Here is a 17,881-nt window from a genome sequence, read left to right on the forward strand (position 1 = left end):
ACCCCCAGCCCAGAGAAAACCCCTTAATAGTGCAATTCGGGAACTTCTCCCCAGGCTGGGGGGCCATCCGAAATGCGGGAGGATGGAACGGTGACGGACAACGGCAGGCTTGTGCTGGCAGGGGCTCCGATCGGGCAGGTGGGCGACGCCTCGCCCCGGCTGCGGCAGGCGCTGGAGAGTGCCGACGTGGTCGCGGCGGAGGACACCCGGAGGCTGCGCCGCCTGGCGGGCGAGCTGGGCGCGGAGATCGGCGGCCGGGTCGTCTCCTACTACGACGCCAACGAGGCCGGGCGGGCCGCCGAGCTCCTCCAGGCGCTCCAGGACGGCAAGACCGTGCTGGTCATCACCGACGCGGGCATGCCGGGCGTCTCCGACCCCGGCTACCGCCTCACCCACCTGGCGGTCGAGGCGGGCATCACGGTCACCTCGCTGCCGGGGCCGTCCGCGGTGACCACGGCGCTGGCCGTCTCGGGGCTGCCCAGCGACCGCTTCTGCTTCGAGGGTTTCCCGCCGCGCAAGTCCGGTGAGCGCTCCCGCAGGCTCTCCGCCCTCGCGGAGGAGGAGCGCACGATGGTCTTCTTCGAGGCGCCGCACCGGCTGCAGGTCGCGCTGGCGGCGATGGCGGAGGCGTTCGGCGCCGACCGCCGGGCCGCGGTCTGCCGCGAGCTCACCAAGACGTACGAGGAGGTGCGGCGCGGCGGTCTCGGGGAGCTGGCCGAGTGGGCGGCCGGGGGCGTCAAGGGGGAGATCACGGTCGTCGTCGCGGGGTACGCCGGACAGGTCCTGCCGCCGGTGATCGGGGACCTGGTCAAGGAGGTGGCGCGCCGGGAGGAGACGGGAGTGCCGAGGAAGCAGGCGATCATGGACGTGGCGAAGGCCGCGGGCATTCCCAAACGCGATCTTTATGACGCTGTCCATCGCGGCTGACTTATCACCATAATTGCCCGAATGGGATTAATACGGGATCGCCTCTTGCCGCCCATGCGGGGAAGCGTGGCCTGGGGTTGGCTGGGACCGCTGCTGGTCGCGGCGTTCGGAGGGGTCCTGCGGTTCGTCGATCTCGGGCGGCCGCACGCGGTCGTGTTCGACGAGACGTACTACGCCAAGGACGCGTACACGCTGATCAACTACGGCGTGGAGCGGGCCTCGCTCGGCACCGTCGAGGACCCGGTCGCCGACCGGATGATCATCTCGGGGAACACCGACTTCCTGGTCAAGTGCGCGCCGCCGGAGGCCGATCCCTGCCCGCTCTACGTGGCCCACCCGCCGCTGGGCAAGTGGATGATCGGCCTGGGCGAGCAGTTCTTCGGCATGACCCCCTTCGGCTGGCGCTTCGCCGGGGCCGTGGTCGGGGTGCTGTCCATCCTGATCCTGGCCCGGGTGGCCCGCCGGATGACCCGCTCGACCATGCTCGGCTGCCTCGCCGGGCTGCTGCTCGCCCTCGACGGCCTGCACCTCGTGCTGTCGCGCACCGCGCTGCTGGACATCTTCCTGATGTTCTGGGTGCTGGCCGGCTTCGCCTGCCTCGTGGTCGACCGTGACCGGGCGCGGGAGCGGCTGGTGACCTGGTACGAGACCTCGCCGCTGAGCGACCACGGGCCGGGGCTGGGGCTCCGGCCGTGGCGGATCGCGGCGGGCCTGTGCCTGGGCGCGGCCTGCGCGGTGAAGTGGTCGGGGGTCTTCTTCCTGGTCGCCTTCGCGGTGATGTCCCTGGTCTGGGACGCCGGGGCCCGCCGGGCGATCGGCCTGCACAGGCCGTACATGGGGGCGCTGAACAGGGACCTGACCGGCGTCGTGCTGGCGATGGGCCTGCTGCCCGCGGTCACCTACGTCGCCTCCTGGGCCGGCTGGTTCGCCTCGCCGCTGGGCTGGGGCCGCAACTGGGTACAGGCGACCTCGCAGGGCCCCGGGTTCTTCGTCTTCGACTCGCTCCGGTCGTGGCTGAGCTACCACTTCCAGGTGCTGGGCTATCACACCGGGCTGGCGACCCCGCACAACTACGAGTCCGACCCGTGGACCTGGCCGCTGCTGCTGCGCCCGGTGGCGTTCCACTACCCGGCGAACAAGACCGGGTGCGGCGTCGACAGCTGCGCCGAGGCGGTGCTCGGGGTCGGCACCCCGGTCATCTGGTACGGGGGCCTCGCCGCCCTCATCGCCATGATCGCCTGGTACGTCGCCACCCGCGACTGGCGCGCCGGGACCGTGCTCGTCGGCTACGCCGCCGGTTGGCTGCCCTGGTTCTACTACGCCCTCGCCGACAACCGGACCATGTACCTGTTCTACGCGATCACGATGCTCCCCTTCATGATCCTCGCGCTCACCCTGGCCGCCGGGCTGATCATCGGACGGGCGGACGCCGCGCCCAACCGCAGGGCGGTGGGGGCGGCGGTCGTCGGGGCCTTCACGCTCCTCGCGCTGATCAACCTCGGCTGGCTCTATCCGGTGCTGGTCGCCGAGCTCATCCCGCACTCCGAGTGGTGGGCGCGGATGCTGTTCCGGAGCTGGGTGTGACGGTCTCGGGTGTGACGGTCTCGGGTGTGACGGTGCCTGGCGTGACGGTGCCGGGTTCCGGGGTGCCGGGACCGGTGGTGTCAGGACCGGTGGCGCCGGGACCGGTCGTGGCGGGGTCGCTCCCGGCCGGGCCGCCCGTGACGCCGGTGGGCACGACGCCGCCGGAGACGAGGTCGCCGGGGACGAGGTCGCCAGAGACGAGGTCGCCGGGCGCGGCGGCGACGGGCGCGGCGGTGACGGGCCTGGGCCCGGAGAACCCGTGGCGCAGCGAGATCGCCGCCGCCAGGCACGCCAGCGGCACCGCGGGCAGCAGGTAGCGGTAGTCGAACTCCGCCGTCGCCGCCGGGGCCAGGATGAGCCCGAACGCGGCCAGCCACGGCAGCAGCACCGGCCCGCCCAGCTTGCGCCAGCGCGTCGCCACCCCGGCCAGCCCGATCAGCAGCAGCGCGCCGAGCACGATGCCCGGCAACCGGACGACCCGCTGGTAGCCCTGCAGGAAACCGGCCCACGGGTCGTTGACGTCGGTGCCGATCACACGGACCTTGCCCTGGATCGGCGCGGTCCGCAGGCCGGGATCGTACTTGCGCGCGTCGGTGTCGGTGCTGCCCCGGTACGACGACCAGGCGGGCAGGACCTTCGTCGTCGGCGGGAACTCGTACTGCAGGTAGGTCTGGGCGTCGGGGAAGCGCGGCCTGCCCCAGTGGAAGGCGCGGAAGAAGTCGCCGGCCACGAAGCCGAGATAGTCGAGCGGCTGGGACAGGATGGCCCGCTGGGCGAACGCGCTCGCGGTCTTGCTCATCTCCGGGGTGAACGTGCTGCCCACCCCGAAGGCGTGGAAGCGCTGGCCGTTCTGCGCCCACCAGAGGTACTTCTGCCCGGAGAAGTGGCGCTCGCTCGGCGGCGCGCTGATGCACAGCAGCGCCAGCTCCAGCTCCTCGCGCGGATCGACCTTCATCTTCGTGCAGTCGGCGAAGAGCGACGTCCGCATGTAGAGGATCGCGCCGTCGCTGTTGGTCATCGCGAAGTTGCCGTGCGCCGAGGCGAACCAGGCCATGTAGCCGACCACCGGGAGCGCGCACGCGGTGATCATCGCCACGATCGTCTTCCAGGCCGTGCGCTTGACCAGCAGGTACATCACGACCAGCAGGAGGATCGGCAGGCCGATCGACCGGGTGAGCGCGGTGAGGGCGAGCAGCAGCCCGATCACCGCGCCGAGCCGCCAGGACATCCGCCGGTGCCAGAGCACCAGCGTGATCACGCCCACGACCAGCAGCATGAACATCGCGTCGGACATGACCAGGTGTTCGAGCTGGATCTGGTACGCGTCGAACAGCACCGGCAGCGCGGCCAGGGTCGCCCCCCAGCCGGGCAGCCGGAACCTGACGCGCAGCAGGGAGTAGACCAGCACCGCGACGCCCAGGCCCATCAGGTGCTGGACGAAGGCCACCAGGCCGAAACTGTGCAGCGGCCTCAGCAGCAGGAGCAGAAAGGAATAACCGTTCGGCCTCAGGGCACTGGGCCGGTCGGGGTTCACCGCCCCCGAGACGTACTCGTAGGAATCGTTGAACCACAGGGCCGGGCCGTACCCGAGCATGGTGACCACACGCAGCAGGAAGGCCAGCGCGAGGGCGGCCACGAACAGGCGGTGCCGGTGGAGGAACGCCCGCAGGCGAGTGACCCGGTCGGGCGGAGGCGCGTCCAGGTAAGGGCGGTCGGCGACGGTCACCATGCATTACAGGATGCCAGCCGTTTCGGGGAGTTGACCCGGGCAGGGGAGTCTAGAGGGCATCATGGTGAGATTGGCTTGTGCAGTGAGTGAAGGGTTGAGACGTGGAACTGACCGTGGTCATGCCTTGCTTGAACGAGGCGGAGACCGTGGAGACCTGCGTACGCAAGGCGCTCGCCTGCATGCGGGAGCACGGGATCGACGGGGAAGTCCTGATCGCCGACAACGGCAGCACGGACGGCTCGCAGCAACTCGCGCGTGAGGCCGGGGCCCGGGTCGTGCACGTCGACGCCAAGGGCTACGGCAACGCCCTGATGGGCGGCATCCGCGCGGCGCGCGGCCGCTACGTGATCATGGGCGACGCGGACGACTCCTACGACTTCACGGCGTTGCTGCCGTTCGTCGAGCAGCTCCGCGACGGCGCCGACCTGGTGATGGGCAACCGGTTCAAGGGCGGCATCGCGCCGGGCGCCATGCCCCCGCTGCACCGCTACCTGGGCAACCCGGTGCTCTCCTTCATCGGCCGCCTGTTCTTCCCCAGCGCGATCGGCGACTTCCACTGCGGCCTGCGCGGCTTCCGCCGTGACTCCATCCTCAGGCTCGGCCTGCAGACCGGCGGCATGGAGTTCGCCAGCGAGATGGTGGTCCGCTCGACCCTGTCCGGGCTGGACGTGCGCGAGGTGCCCACCACGCTGTCGCCCGACGGCCGCTCCCGCCCGCCGCACCTGCGCTCCTGGCGCGACGGCTGGCGCCACCTGCGCTTCCTGATGCTCTACAGCCCGCGCTGGCTGTTCTTTATCCCCGGCCTGGTCCTGATGACCCTCGGCCTGGTCGCGGGCGCCGCCCTCACCTTCGGCCCGGTCTACATCGGCAAGCTCGCCTTCGACGTCGACACCCTGGTCGGCGCCTCGGCCATGGTGGTGATCGGCTTCCAGGCGTCGCTGTTCGCCCTGTTCACCAAGGTGTACGCCGCCGAGGAGGGCTTCCTGCCGGAAGACAGGAGGGTGCGCAAGCTCGTCGACATCGTGAGCCTGGAGAAGGGCCTGATCGTCGGCGGTCTGCTCGCCCTGGGCGGTCTGGGCGGCCTGGTCGCCTCGCTGGTCCACTGGCAGACGCGCAGCTTCGGCCCGCTCATCCCCTCGGAGTCGCTGCGCATCGTCGTGCCCTCGGCCACCGCGCTGATCGTCAGCTTCCAGACGATCTTCGCGTCGCTGTTCATCAGCATCCTCGGCATCCGCCGTACCAAGGAGACGCCCATCGACGTGGCCGCCTCCGCCGCGGAGGAGGCCGCCGAGGCCGTCAGCCGCGCCACCGCGGGAGACCCGGCGGCCACCCCCGCCGCCGACGCCACACCGGCGGCCCCGCGCCTGCCGTGAACGCCGCGGCGGCCTCGCGGTCGTCGCTTTGCAGTCGTTGCTTCACGGTCGTCGTTGCGCGGTCGCCGTGCGCGTCGCGGTGGCTTCGCGGTCGTCGTCTCGCGGTCGCCGTGAGTGTCGCGGCGGCCCCGGGGTGGGCTCCGGGAAAGTCGAGGGCCGCGGAGAAGCGTGACCGCACCAAGGCCCGAGGCCGCGTCCCTTAGGCTTGCACCATGTCCCAGCACATCCTGACCGCGGTCGCCTGGCCATATGCCAACGGCCCCCGCCACATCGGGCACGTCTCCGGATTCGGCGTGCCGTCCGACGTCTTCAGCCGCTACCAGCGGATGGCGGGCAACAAGGTCCTCATGGTCAGCGGGACCGACGAGCACGGCACCCCGATCCAGGTCCAGGCCGACAAGGAGGGCCTCACCGCCCGCGAGCTCGCCGACCGCTACAACAGGGTGATCGTCGAGGACCTCCAGGCGCTGGGGCTCTCCTACGACCTGTTCACCCGGACCACCACGGAAAACCACTACGCGGTCACGCAGGAGATCTTCAAGGGACTCCACGCCAACGGCTATATCTTCCCCCAGACCACGATGGGCGCCATCTCGCCCTCCACCGGGCGCACCCTGCCCGACCGCTACATCGAGGGCACCTGCCCGATCTGCGGCTACGAGAGCGCCCGCGGCGACCAGTGCGACAACTGCGGCAACCAGCTCGACCCGATCCAGCTGATCGACCCGGTGAGCAAGGTCAACGGCGAGACCCCGGTCTTCGTGGAGACCGAGCACTTCATGCTCGACCTGCCCGCGTTCGCCGAGGTCCTGTCGTCGTGGCTCACCTCCAAGGAGGGCGACTGGCGGCCCAACGTGCTGAAGTTCGCCCTCAACATGCTGGGCGACATGCACCCCCGCGCGATCAGCCGCGACCTCGACTGGGGCGTGCCGATCCCGCTGGAGGGCTGGGACGACCAGGCCAACAAGCGGCTCTACGTCTGGTTCGACGCGGTCGTCGGCTACCTCAGCGCCTCCATCGAGTGGGCCCGCCGCTCCGGCGACCCCGAGGCCTGGCGTCAGTGGTGGCAGGACCCCGAGGCCCTCGGCTACTACTTCATGGGCAAGGACAACATCGTCTTCCACGCGGAGATCTGGCCGGCGATGCTTCTCGGCTACAACGGCCAGGGCGCCCGTGACGGCGAGCCGGGCTCGCTCGGCGCGCTGAACCTGCCCTCCGAGGTCGTCTCCAGCGAGTTCCTGACCATGGAGGGGCGCAAGTTCTCCTCCTCCCGCTCGGTGGTCATCTACGTGCGCGACTTCCTGGAGCGCTACGACGCCGACGCGCTGCGCTACTACATCGCCGTGGCGGGCCCGGAGAACCAGGACACCGACTTCACCTGGTCGGAGTTCCTCAACCGCAACAACGGCGAGCTGGTGGCGGCCTGGGGCAACCTGGTGAACCGCTCGATCTCGATGGCCGCCAAGAACTTCGGGGTCATCCCCGAGGCGGGCGAGCTCACCGACGCCGACCGCGCCATGCTGGAGCGCAGCCGCGCGGCCTTCCCCAAGGTCGCCGCCGAGTTCGAGCACTGCCGGTTCAAGAACGCGACGAACGAGGCGTTCGAGGTCATCCGCGAGGCCAACCGCTACCTGGCCGAGCAGGAGCCCTGGAAGATCAAGGACGACCCCGCGCGGGTGAAGACCATCCTGCACGTCGCCCTCCAGGTCGTCGACGACGCCAAGACGCTGCTCACCCCGGTTCTGCCCAACTCCTCCAACAAGATCTACGCGATGCTCGGCGGCACCGGCGTCTGGTCGGGCATGCCGGAGATCCAGGAGGTCACCGACGACGACGGCCGGACCTACCCGATCATCACCGGCTCCTACGAGGGCGCCGCGCGCTGGGAGTCGTCCCCGATCCGGGTGGGCTTCCCGCTCGCCCCGCCGACCCCGCTGTTCGTGAAGCTCGACCCGAAGATCGTCGAGGAGGAGCTGGCCCGCCTGGGCGAGTAGGACCGGCTCCGACGGCCCGCACCCGGCAGCGGGCGCGGGCCGCGCCGTTTCGTGGCGGACAGGTCTGGGCCTGCGGGGCTCCACAGGGTTTCCAGGCACGTGCTGCAGGGCTTCTCAGCGGGCGGGCCTGGGCCGCACCGGCTTCCAAGGGTGGGCGGGCGCGGGCCGTACCGGCTTCTCGGTAGGTTGGACGCCGTGAGCACGCCGAAGCTTCCCGACGCACCCAAGCCCCTGCCCGCAGAGGTGTTCGACAGCCACTGCCACCTGGACATCATGGTGGGCAACCGCCAGGCGTCCTCGGGGGACCCGGTCGCCCAGGCCGCGCAGGCGGCCCGGACGAGCGTCGAGGGCATCCTCGACGAGGCCCGCGCCGTCGGCGTGACACGGCTCGTCACGATCGGCTACGACCTGCCGTCCTCGCGCTGGAACGCCGAGACGGCCGCCCTGCACGCGGACGTCTACGCCGGGGTGGCCATCCACCCCAACGAGGCGCACGCCTCGACGCCGGAGACCCTCGCCGAGATCGAGCGGCTGGCCCGCCTGCCGCACGTCAGGGCGGTGGGGGAGACCGGGCTCGACTACTACCGCGACTGGGCGTCGAAGGAAGACCAGCACGCCAGCTTCCGCGCGCACATCGAGATCGCCAAGCGGACCGGCAAGGCCCTGGTGATCCACGACCGCGAGGCCCACGACGACGTGCTGCGCGTGCTGGCCGAGGAGGGCGCCCCCGACGTCGTGGTGTTCCACAGCTTCTCCGGTGACGCCGAGATGGCGAAGCGGTGTGTCACCGCCGGATACTTCATGTCGTTCTCCGGTCCGGTCACCTACAAGAACGCCGCCTACCTCCGGGAGGCCGCGCGGGTCGCGCCGAGGGAGCTGATGCTCGTCGAGACCGACGCGCCCTACCTGCCGCCCACCCCCCACAGGGGCAAGCCCAACGCCCCCTACCTCATACCGCTCACGCTGCGCTGCCTCGCCGAGGTCAAGGAGACCGACCTCGCCGAGCTCGCCGGCGCCGTCAGCGCCAACGGGGAGACCGTCTTCGGCTCCTGGTGACCTTCCGGGCGGCCCTTCGAGCGGCCCCGCCGTTCCCGGTGGCCCTTCGAACGGTCCCGCCGACGGCCAAGCCCCCGGACCCACGCCCGGCACGGCCGGACGCCGTGGGCTCTTCGGAGGGCTCAGCCCACGGCGGCGCCGAAGTCGGCGGAGGCGGCTCCTTCGAGGGCGGGGACCTTCCCGGTGCCCGGTGAGAGCGGGGTGCCCTGGGTGTCGTTGCGGCCCAGCAGGACGGCCGCTCCGGCGCCTCCCCTGTCGGGGGCCCCGACGACCAGCCGGTTGCCGCTGAACCCGACCGACCAGCCGAAGTGGTCGCCCGCCTCGCTCTGGGTGACCAGCGTGCCCGCCTCCGGCCGCCCCATCGTGATCAGTCGTACGCCGCCCTGCCCGCCGGTGCCGTCGAAGGGCACGCCCACGGCGAGCCTGATCTCTCCGGAGCCCTCGCCGGTGAAGGCCAGCGAGAATCCGTAGCCCTCGCCCTCGGCCCCTTCCCGCCCCTGATGAAGTGTGGCGATCGGGTTGATCTCCTGGGCACCGGAGGACTGGAACAGCTGGACGAGGCCGGAGTCCTTCACCTCCCCGCCGTCGCCGAGCGGGGCGCTCACCGCGAGGTAGCCGACGTCCCCCTGCTCGGCGTAGGCCATCGCGTAGCCGAACCGGTCGCCCTCCTCGGACCTGGCCACCTCACGAAGGTCCCACTTCCTGCTTCCGTACTCGTCCTTGGGCTCGCGCACGTCGTAGATCACCGCGATCGACCCCGAGTCGAGCTTGCCCGCGCCGACCTGGCGCCCCGCCCCGTCGTCGTTCTCGTACGGCACCCCGACCGCGAGATCCGGCTCGTCCAGGGCGCCGCCGAGCCTGCCGATCGCCAGGGACCAGCCGAACATGTCGCCGACCTCGCCGTTGCCGGAGACGCCCTCGGTCTCCTGGGAGATCCGACGGCCCTCGCCGAGCGTCTCGCCGCCGAACAGGTAGACCGCGCCGGAGTCGGCCGTGCCCCCGGCGTTCTCGTGCGGGGCCCCGGCCGCGACCAGCGTCCCGCCGGAGGCCAGGGACCAGCCGAAGTGGGCGTCGGCCTCCGGCTCGGGGGAGACCAGGCGGACCGTCCTGCCCCGGGGGCCGCCGTAGACCACGTAGACGGCGCCCGCGTCCGTACGGCCCGACACGTCCGCGTACGGGGCGCCGACGAGCAGGTCCGCGCAGCCGTCGCCGTCGACCTTGGTCAGCCGTACCGACCACCCGAAGGCGTCCCCCGCCTTCGTCTCGGGGACGGTCACGGCCTTCCCGCTGTCTCCCCGGCCGAACAGCACGTGGACGGCACCCGCCCCGGTCAGCCCGCCGGGGTTGGCGAAGGGGTCGCCGACCGCGGAGTCCTCCAGGCCGTCGCCGTCGAAGTCGCTCGCGCCCGCCCCGGTGCAGTCGGTGGGCGGGGCGGCGGAAGCGGCGCCGGTGGTGGCCGCGGGGGAGCCGGCGGGTGCGGTGGGCGCGGTGAGCGCCTCGGCGGCCCCGGTGGAGGAGAGCGCGATCGCGGTCGTCGCCGCGAGCGAGAGCAGCAGCCTCAAGACAACCTCATCTCGATGTTCCTGCCTCCCTGGATCATGACACCGGTCAGCCTGGCGGGTTTGCGGGGCAGGGGCAGGTCGAAGACCAGGACGGCCTCCGCCTTCGTCCCGGGGGGCAGGGCGGGGGGCAGGAACGTCGACACCCTCTCGGGGGAGTGCGCCACGCCGCGGTCGTCGACCAGGGTGATCGCGGTGCTGTCGCCGAGCGGGACCTGCTCCCCGCCGGCGTTGATCATCGTCAACGGGATCGTGCAGAAGCGGCCCTTCGCCGGGGTGGTGTTCCCGTAGGAGGTGAGCCCGCAGGCCGGGGTACGTGGAATGATCAGCTGCGGGTCCTCGATGAAGGAACCTGTCGTGAGCTTGCGGCCCACGTCGGTGGCGCCGGTACCGGCGAGGTCGCCGCGGTCCCCGGCGACGTCGGTGGCGCCCGGCCGCGCCTGTCCCCCGTTGTTCGGGTTCCCGCCGGAGATGTTCACCAGGACGACGACCGTGACGGCCAGTGCCGCGAGCACGGCCAGCCCGGCGAACAGCCAGCGCCGCCGGGGCCCCGAGCCCCCGCTGTCCGGCGCGTCCGGTCCCGGCGGGACCTGGAAGCCGGACGGGGACGACAGGGACGGTGGGAGCGACGGGGGCGACGGGGGCGACGGGGGCAGGGTGGGCACCTGCCCCTGAGCCGGGGCCCGGTCCGGGGCCTGGCCGGACGGCGGGGCGTTGAAGGGGGTCGTGAACGGGCGCGACGGTGAGGTCGCGGGCTCGGCCCGCATGGGGTACGGGAGCGGGTTCGGCGGCGGGGTCCGCTCCGGTGCCGTCAGGGAGCCCGACGGCCCTGACGACCCCGACCGCCCCGGCGACTCCGGCGCCGAGGCAGGTGCCGATGTGGTGGACGGATCCGACACCGAGGGCACCGAGGGCGCTGAGGACGCAGAGGACGCCGAGGACGCCGAAGGTGCCGACGGTGACGAGGTCTCCGGAAGCGCGGACGTGAAGGCCACGCCGGGGAGGGACAGGGCCGGTCCGGAGGACGAGCCCGCCGTACCCCGGACGGGAACCGCGCCGGAGGCCGAACCGGAGGACGAGCCCGGAAGCGTGCCGGAGGCCGACCCGGGGAACGTGCCGGGAAGCGGTCCGGGGATGGGCGTCGGCGCCGTGGCCGGGTCGCTGAACCCCGTCTCCAGGTTCAGCGCGCTGAGGGTCTGGGTGGAGTCGGGCTCCACGTTGGCGGGCGGCTCCCACGACTCGTTCAGCAGGTCGGTGGCGATCAGCGTGGGCGGGTCGGCCCGGACGGGAGCCGGGGCGGCCGGTGCCGCGATCCCGCCGCCGACCAGGGCGATCAGCAGGTCCTGGGCGCTGGGCCGCTGGTAGGGGTCCATCTCGGTCGCGCGGCGGACCAGGTCGTTCAGCGGGGCGGGAAGCGCGCCCAGGTCGGGCGGGGTGGTGAGCAGCCGGGTGGCCATGGTCATCATGTCGCCCCGCCCGTAGGGGTGGCGGCCGTTGCCCGCGTACGCGACCATGCAGCCCCAGGCGAAGACGTCGGCGGCGGGGGTGATCTCCAGGCCGCGTACCTGCTCGGGGGCCCACCAGCCGGGGCTGCCGAGCACCTCGCCCGAGCGGGTGAAGCTGTGCGTGGAGTCGAGGGCCCTGGCGATGCCGAAGTCGATCACGCGGGGCCCCGACATGGACAGGATCACGTTGGCGGGCTTGAGGTCCCGGTGGACCAGCCCCGCGACGTGGATCGCGGCCAGCGCCGCCGCCACCCCCAGGGCCACGCCGTGCAGGGTGCCCTGCTCCAGGGCGCCGTGCTCGATGATCTGGCGAGACAGCGGCGTGCCCGCGATGTACTCGGTGACCATGTACGGCCGGCCGTTGTCGTCGTTGCCGTTGTCCAGCACCTGTGCGGTACAGAACGAGGCCACCCGCCGGGCGTTCTCGACCTCGGTGTGGAACCTCGCCGCGAAGCCCTCCTCGACCGCGAACTCCGCCTTCACCACCTTGAGCGCGACCGGCCGCCCCGTCGGCGCCAGCGCCAGGTATACGGTTCCCATCCCGCCCTCGCCGAGACGTCCGAGCAGGCGGTAGCTCCCGATCTGCTCGGGGTCGGCGGGTCGCAGCCCCTCGACACCGGGCTGGTTCACGTCCTCTTCACCGGGAAGATTCCCTTTCTCACCGTTGGGCCCCCGTACGGCAACGTTATCCACAACGGAACCCCTCGCGCTTCATCGAGCGTCTTTGCATCGTCTTCGGTGCGGGAAACTGGTCGGATGGCATGGGAGAGCAACCTTGGGTGATCGAGACAAACAAGTCGAAGACCACGGCGGACCGGCGGATGCCGGATTCGAGCCGCCGTGCGGAGAACCAGCATGAACCTTCTTGGTCCAGCAGAAATACGTATTTTGGCGAACAAGCTCAACATTCGTCCCACGAAGAAGCTCGGCCAGAACTTCGTGATCGACGCGGGCACGGTCCGCAAGATCGTGCGGGTGGCCGGGCTCGACCCCGACGACGTCGTGATCGAGGTCGGTCCCGGGCTGGGGTCGCTCACGCTCGCGCTGCTCCCCGAGGTCCGCGGTGTGATCGCCGTGGAGATCGACCCCGTCCTCGCCGCCCAGCTCCCGCTGACCGTCGGTGAGCACGCCCCCGAGTTCGCCGAGCGCCTCACCGTCGTGCTCGCCGACGCCATGCGCGTGCTGCCCGCGGACCTGCCCGAGGAGAGGCCGACCGCGCTGGTCGCCAACCTCCCCTACAACGTGTCCGTGCCGGTGGTGCTGCACCTGCTGGAGACGCAGCCGTCGCTGGACAAGGTCCTGATCATGGTGCAGGCCGAGGTCGCCGACCGGCTGGCCGCGGCCCCGGGCTCCAAGGTGTACGGCATCCCCTCGGTCAAGGCAGCCTGGTACGCCGACGTCCGCCGGGCCGGTCCCGTCGGCCGTACGGTCTTCTGGCCGGTTCCCAACGTCGACTCCGGCCTGGTCGCGATGGTCCGGCGGGAGCCGCCCACGACCGTGGCCACCCGCGAGGAGGTCTTCGCGGTGGTGGACGCCGCCTTCGCCCAGCGTCGCAAGACGCTGCGAGCCGCCCTCGCCTCCTGGGCGGGTACGGCCCCCGCGGCCGAGCGGGCACTGCGGGCCGCGGGCGTCGATCCCTCCGAGCGCGGCGAGCAGCTCACCGTCGAGGACTTCGCGCGGATCGCCGAGCACCGTACGACGCGGGGCGCGGCGGAGAGTGGTGTGGCGTGATTCGCAGTTCGGTTTGTGTGCGCGGCGGAGGGATCCCGTTACGATCTGACGTCGTGACAAGTGAGCGAGCCCCGATGAGGGACGCATGAACTCCGTGACCGTCCGCGTGCCCGCGAAGGTCAACCTGCAGCTCGCCGTCGGGCCGCTGCGGGACGACGGCTACCACGACCTCGTCAACGTCTTCCACGCCGTCTCGATCTTCGACGAGGTCACGGCCACCGCGATGACCGGGATGAGCGTCCGGGTGGAGGGCGAGTCCGCCGACCAGGTGCCGGAGGACCACGAGAACCTCGCGATCAAGGCCGCCCTCGCGCTGGCCGGGCACGCGGGCCGCTCGTACGGCGTGAACCTGCTCATCCGCAAGTCGATCCCGGTCGCGGGCGGGATGGCGGGCGGCAGCGCCGACGCCGCCGCGGCCCTGGTCGCCTGCAACGAGCTGTGGGGCCTCGGCCTGCCGCTGGAGGACCTGATGGAGATCGCCGCCGACCTCGGCAGCGACGTCCCGTTCGCGCTGCTCGGCGGTACGGCCGTCGGCACCGGCAGGGGCGAGCGGCTCACCCCGCTGGACATCGCGGGCACCTTCCACTGGGTGTTCGCGCTCGCCGACGGCGGCCTGTCCACGGCCACGGTCTACGCCGAGTGCGACCGCCTGCGCCAGGCGACCGGCGAGCGGGTCGCCTGGCCCCGGGCCGCCGAGCCGCTGCTGGCCGCGCTCCGCGAGGGGGACGCGGAGACCCTCGGCGGCGAGCTCCGCAACGACCTGCAGCCCGCCGCCGTGATGCTGCGCGGCTCCCTGGCCCGCACCCTGGACGCCGGTCGCGAGCACGGGGCCCTCGGCTCGCTGGTCTCCGGCTCCGGGCCCACCTGTGCCTTCCTCGCCCGCTCCGAGTCCCACGCGGGCGAGCTGGCCGCCTCCCTGAAGGACGCCGGGGTGGCGCGCGACGTCATCACCGCGCACGGCCCCGTCCCCGGCCCGGTGATCGTGTAGTCGAGGGGGAGCGTCCCGGTCGGGAGCGGATACGCTTGTGTGGCGATGAATCTGGTCAATCTTGAGTCGGTCTCCCACTCCTACGGTCCCAAGCCCCTGCTCCGCGACGTCTCCCTCGGCATCGAGGTGGGCGACCGCATCGGCGTGGTCGGCCGCAACGGCGGCGGCAAGACCACCCTCATCTCGGTGCTCGCCGGCGATCTCAAGCCGAACGCCGGACGGGTCACCCACAACCGGGGGCTCCAGGTGGGCTCGCTCTCCCAGGGCGACGACCTCGACCCGGCGCGCTCGGTGAGCGAGATCGTCCTCGGTGACAGGTCCGAGCACGAGTGGGCGGGCGACGCGGGCATCCGCGAGATCCTCGCCAGCCTGCTCGGCGACATCGACCTCACGGCGCTCGCCGGGAGCCTGTCGGGCGGTGAGCGGCGCCGTACGGCCCTGGCCAAGCTGCTCATCGACGAGCACGACCTGATCATCCTGGACGAGCCCACCAACCACCTCGACATCGAGGCCATCGACTGGCTCGCCAGGCACCTGGCGGGCCGCAGGACCGCGCTGGTGGTCGTGACCCACGACCGGTGGTTCCTCGACGCGGTCTCCACCAGGACCTGGGAGGTCGTGGACGGCGCGGTCGAGCGCTACGAGGGCGGTTACGCCGCGTACGTGCTGGCCAAGGCCGAGCGCGCCCGGGTCGCGGCCTCCGCCGAGGCCCGCCGCCAGAACCTGATGCGCAAGGAGATCGCCTGGCTGCGCCGGGGCCCGCCCGCGCGCACGTCCAAGCCCAAGTTCCGCATCGACGCCGCCCAGGCGCTGATCGCCGACGAGCCGCCCGCGAGGGAGAGCGTCGAGCTGGTCAAGTTCGCCGCCGCCCGGCTGGGCCGCACGGTCTACGACCTGGAGGACCTCACCCTGCACGCCGGGGGCCCCGGCCAGGGCCCGATGGTCCTCGACCGCACGACCTGGCAGTTCGGCCCCGGTGACCGGATCGGCCTGATCGGCGTGAACGGGTCGGGCAAGTCCTCGCTGCTCCGCCTGCTCGCCGGGACCGTGCACCCCGACTCGGGCAGGCTCGTACGCGGCAAGACGGTCCGCCTGGCGCACCTGTCGCAGGAGCTGGGCGAGCTCGACCCCGAGCGCCGGGTGCTGGAGACCGTCGAGGAGGTCCGCAAGTTCATCCAGGTCGGCAAGAAGGAGTGGACCGCCTCCCAGCTGCTGGAACGCCTCGGCTTCAAGGGCGAGGCGCAGTGGAAGGTCGTCGGCGACCTGTCCGGCGGCGAGCGGCGCCGCCTGCAGCTGCTCCGCCTCCTCATGGACGACCCCAACGTGCTGCTGCTCGACGAGCCGACCAACGACCTCGACATCGAGACGCTCAACGAGCTGGAGGACCTGCTCGACGGCTGGCCGGGCACGCTGATCCTGGTCAGCCACGACCGCTACTTCCTGGAGCGGGTCACCGACAGGACCGTCGCCCTGCTCGGCGACCGCAAGCTGTCGATGCTCCCCGGCGGCGTGGACGAATACCTCGCCCGGCGCGCCTCGGGAGCGGCCCTCTCGGCGCGGGCCGCGTCCGGCCAGGTGTCAGGCACGGCCTCGGCGACCTCGTCCACCGGCGCGAAGGAGACGGCCCCCGGCCTGTCCGCGAAGGACGAGCGCGACCTCCGCAAGGAGCTCTCCCGGATGGAGCGCCAGCTCGACAAGCTGAGCGGCCGGGAGGCGAAGCTGCACGCGTCGATGGCCGACGCCGCCGCCGACTACGAGCGGCTGGCCTCGCTCGACGCGCAGCTGAAGGAGATCCTCGCGGAGAAGGAGTCGATCGAGGGCGAGTGGCTGGAGCTGGCCGACCGCCTGGGTGAGTAGCCCCGAAGCGTGGAAGGCCCACGTTTGGATCTTCCACGGAGGGTACGAAAGATCAACGCACTCCGGTGTCGGTGGCGTCAAAAGGGACGAGTAGCGTGCGCAGCAGGTCCGAAAGGGCCTGCTGTTCGCGTTTTCCCAGGCTCGACAGAAGCTCGCGCTCGCGGCGCAGCAGGTCGGCGAAGGCGTCGTCCACGCGCGCCCGCCCGGCGTCGGTCAGGGAGACCAGGACACCGCGCCGGTCCTCGGGGTCGGGACGCCGCCTGACCAGCCCGGCCGCGGCGAGCCGGTCGATCCGGTTGGTCATCGTCCCCGAGGTCACCAGCGTCGCGCGGAGCAGGGCCCCCGGGCTCATCTCGTACGGCTCCCCGGCCCGGCGCAGCGCGGTGAGCACGTCGAACTCCCAGGTCTCCAGGCCGTGTTCGGCGAAGGAGGCCCGGCGGGCGCGGTCGAGGTGGCGGGCCAGCCGGGAGACCCGGCTGAGCACCTGGAGCGGTTCCACGTCGAGGTCGGGGCGTTCCTGGCGCCAGGCGGCGACCAGCAGGTCGACCTCGTCGCTGCCGACGCCCCCGTCGAGCCCCCTGCCGATGCCCTTGCCGAGGTCCCTGCCGAGTTCCTTGTCGAGCGCACCGGCCGCGACCGTCTCGTCCTTCGCGGCCGACGAAGCGACCGACGAAGCGGCCGACGGGGTGGTGGACGGAGCGGCGGACGGACGCCCGGGGTCGTGGTCCGCGTGGTGCAGGGTCATGGCGCGAGTCTATCTGTCTTGACATCGAGATATCTTGCCGGATATCAATTGTCTTGATGTCAAGAGATATGTGGGATCCCGCGATCTACGGTCACTATGCCGACGAGCGCTCGCGACCGTTTTTCGATCTTGTTTCCAGGATAGCCGTGGAGCGCCCCGGTCACGTGGTCGACGCGGGCTGCGGCACCGGCGAGCTGACCGCCGCGCTCGCCCGGCGGTGGCCCGGCGCCCGCGTCCACGGGTTCGACTCCTCGCCCGCCATGATCGAGAAGGCCCCCGCGGGCGGCTCGCTGAGCTTCTCCGTCGACGACGTCACCCGGTGGCGCCCCGAGCGCCCGGTCGACGTGATCGTGTCCAACGCCGTCCTGCAGTGGGTGCCCGAGCACCGCGAGCTGCTGCCGCGCTGGGTGGAGGCCCTGGCTCCCGGCGGCTGGCTCGCCTTCCAGGTCCCCGGCAACTTCGACGCCCCCAGCCACGCCCTGGTCCGCGAGCTGTGCCGGACGACGTGGCGCGACCGGCTGGGCGATCTCGTCCGCCCCTCCCCGGTCGACGACCCGGCCGCCTACCTGGAGCTCCTCGTCGGCCTGGGCTGCCGGGTGGACGCCTGGGAGACCACCTACCTGCACGTCCTTCCCGGCGACGACGCCGTGCTCACCTGGATCACCGGCACCGCCCTGCGTCCCGTGCTCGACCGCCTGGACCCCGCCGAGGCCACCGCCTTCCTCGCCGACTGCGCCGCCCCGCTCCGCGAGGCCTACCCACGCGGGCCGCACGGCACGGTCTTCCCCTTCCGCAGGATCTTCGCGGTCGCCCGGAGGTGACCGTCCGTGAAG

General features: G+C 71.8%; 13 protein-coding genes. 9 read left to right on the plus strand and 4 right to left on the minus strand.

The window, feature by feature from the left end; all coding sequences use genetic code 11:
* The first annotated feature begins 72 nt into the window (after positions 1-72).
* Together rsmI and ACFYWM_RS06495 are read left to right on the plus strand one after the other, a co-directional pair.
* Positions 73-927 (plus strand): 16S rRNA (cytidine(1402)-2'-O)-methyltransferase, encoded by an 855-nt coding sequence (gene rsmI, locus ACFYWM_RS06490; protein ID WP_389909542.1) that lies wholly within the window; start codon positions 73-75, stop codon positions 925-927.
* 54 nt (positions 928-981) lie between these two features.
* The gene (locus ACFYWM_RS06495) at positions 982-2,511 is read left to right on the plus strand and encodes a dolichyl-phosphate-mannose--protein mannosyltransferase (RefSeq protein WP_389909544.1); all 1,530 of its coding nucleotides are present in this window, start codon (positions 982-984) and stop codon (positions 2,509-2,511) included.
* Here ACFYWM_RS06495 and ACFYWM_RS06500 read toward each other — a convergent pair.
* Complete coding sequence (locus tag ACFYWM_RS06500; RefSeq protein WP_389909547.1) at positions 2,459-4,240, minus strand: hypothetical protein; 1,782 nt, start codon at positions 4,238-4,240, stop codon at positions 2,459-2,461. The two genes, ACFYWM_RS06495 and ACFYWM_RS06500, sit on opposite strands and share 53 nt — an antisense overlap.
* Before the next feature lie 101 nt (positions 4,241-4,341).
* Here ACFYWM_RS06500 and ACFYWM_RS06505 point away from each other — a divergent pair, with 101 nt between their 5' ends.
* The 3 genes from ACFYWM_RS06505 (at position 4,342) to ACFYWM_RS06515 (ending at position 8,663) form a co-directional block, all read left to right on the plus strand.
* Positions 4,342-5,613 carry a glycosyltransferase gene (locus tag ACFYWM_RS06505; RefSeq protein ID WP_389909550.1) on the plus strand — a complete coding sequence of 424 codons (1,272 nt, stop codon included), beginning with the start codon at positions 4,342-4,344 and terminating at the stop codon, positions 5,611-5,613.
* Between the two features lie 212 nt (positions 5,614-5,825).
* Positions 5,826-7,607, plus strand: a complete 1,782-nt coding sequence (metG, locus tag ACFYWM_RS06510; RefSeq protein ID WP_389909553.1) for a methionine--tRNA ligase — start codon at positions 5,826-5,828, stop codon at positions 7,605-7,607.
* Between the two features lie 195 nt (positions 7,608-7,802).
* On the plus strand, positions 7,803-8,663 hold the full coding sequence (locus ACFYWM_RS06515) for a TatD family hydrolase (protein ID WP_389909555.1): 861 nt from the start codon (positions 7,803-7,805) through the stop codon (positions 8,661-8,663).
* 122 nt (positions 8,664-8,785) lie between these two features.
* Here ACFYWM_RS06515 and ACFYWM_RS06520 read toward each other — a convergent pair whose 3' ends face one another.
* Complete coding sequence (locus ACFYWM_RS06520) at positions 8,786-10,225, minus strand: hypothetical protein (protein WP_389909558.1); 1,440 nt, start codon at positions 10,223-10,225, stop codon at positions 8,786-8,788.
* Entirely contained in the window at positions 10,222-12,357 is a 2,136-nt protein-coding gene (locus ACFYWM_RS06525; RefSeq protein ID WP_389909561.1) for a serine/threonine-protein kinase, read from the minus strand. The genes ACFYWM_RS06520 and ACFYWM_RS06525 overlap by 4 nt, the downstream gene beginning before the upstream one ends.
* A 225-nt stretch (positions 12,358-12,582) precedes the next feature.
* Here ACFYWM_RS06525 and rsmA point away from each other — a divergent pair, with 225 nt between their 5' ends.
* From rsmA to ACFYWM_RS06540, 3 genes are all read left to right on the plus strand, one after another.
* The gene (rsmA, locus tag ACFYWM_RS06530; RefSeq protein ID WP_389909563.1) at positions 12,583-13,458 is read left to right on the plus strand and encodes a 16S rRNA (adenine(1518)-N(6)/adenine(1519)-N(6))-dimethyltransferase RsmA; all 876 of its coding nucleotides are present in this window, start codon (positions 12,583-12,585) and stop codon (positions 13,456-13,458) included.
* Between the two features lie 85 nt (positions 13,459-13,543).
* Positions 13,544-14,446, plus strand: coding sequence for a 4-(cytidine 5'-diphospho)-2-C-methyl-D-erythritol kinase (locus ACFYWM_RS06535; protein ID WP_389909567.1), 903 nt, complete (start codon positions 13,544-13,546; stop codon positions 14,444-14,446).
* 45 nt (positions 14,447-14,491) lie between these two features.
* Positions 14,492-16,303, plus strand: coding sequence for an ABC-F family ATP-binding cassette domain-containing protein (locus ACFYWM_RS06540; protein WP_389909569.1), 1,812 nt, complete (start codon positions 14,492-14,494; stop codon positions 16,301-16,303).
* Positions 16,304-16,355: 52 nt separating this feature from the next.
* Here ACFYWM_RS06540 and ACFYWM_RS06545 read toward each other — a convergent pair whose 3' ends face one another.
* The gene (locus tag ACFYWM_RS06545) at positions 16,356-16,889 is read right to left on the minus strand and encodes a MarR family winged helix-turn-helix transcriptional regulator (RefSeq protein WP_389910254.1); all 534 of its coding nucleotides are present in this window, start codon (positions 16,887-16,889) and stop codon (positions 16,356-16,358) included.
* A gap of 227 nt (positions 16,890-17,116) precedes the next feature.
* Here ACFYWM_RS06545 and ACFYWM_RS06550 point away from each other — a divergent pair, with 227 nt between their 5' ends.
* Complete coding sequence (locus tag ACFYWM_RS06550) at positions 17,117-17,869, plus strand: trans-aconitate 2-methyltransferase (protein WP_389910257.1); 753 nt, start codon at positions 17,117-17,119, stop codon at positions 17,867-17,869.
* Positions 17,870-17,881: the final 12 nt, after the last annotated feature.

The organism is Streptosporangium sp. NPDC002721, assembly GCF_042888905.1.
In the GTDB taxonomy this organism is placed as follows: Bacteria; Actinomycetota; Actinomycetes; order Streptosporangiales; family Streptosporangiaceae; genus Streptosporangium.

Coding starts and splice junctions, on each gene's coding strand:
- ACFYWM_RS06540 (WP_389909569.1), top strand. CDS start 14,492: ATGAATCTGGTCAATCTTGAGTCGGTCTCCCACTCCTACGGTCCCAAG.
- metG (WP_389909553.1), top strand. CDS start 5,826: ATGTCCCAGCACATCCTGACCGCGGTCGCCTGGCCATATGCCAACGGC.
- rsmI (WP_389909542.1), top strand. CDS start 73: ATGCGGGAGGATGGAACGGTGACGGACAACGGCAGGCTTGTGCTGGCA.
- rsmA (WP_389909563.1), top strand. CDS start 12,583: ATGAACCTTCTTGGTCCAGCAGAAATACGTATTTTGGCGAACAAGCTC.
- ACFYWM_RS06550 (WP_389910257.1), top strand. CDS start 17,117: ATGTGGGATCCCGCGATCTACGGTCACTATGCCGACGAGCGCTCGCGA.
- ACFYWM_RS06500 (WP_389909547.1), bottom strand. CDS start 4,240: ATGGTGACCGTCGCCGACCGCCCTTACCTGGACGCGCCTCCGCCCGAC.
- ACFYWM_RS06495 (WP_389909544.1), top strand. CDS start 982: ATGCGGGGAAGCGTGGCCTGGGGTTGGCTGGGACCGCTGCTGGTCGCG.
- ACFYWM_RS06535 (WP_389909567.1), top strand. CDS start 13,544: ATGAACTCCGTGACCGTCCGCGTGCCCGCGAAGGTCAACCTGCAGCTC.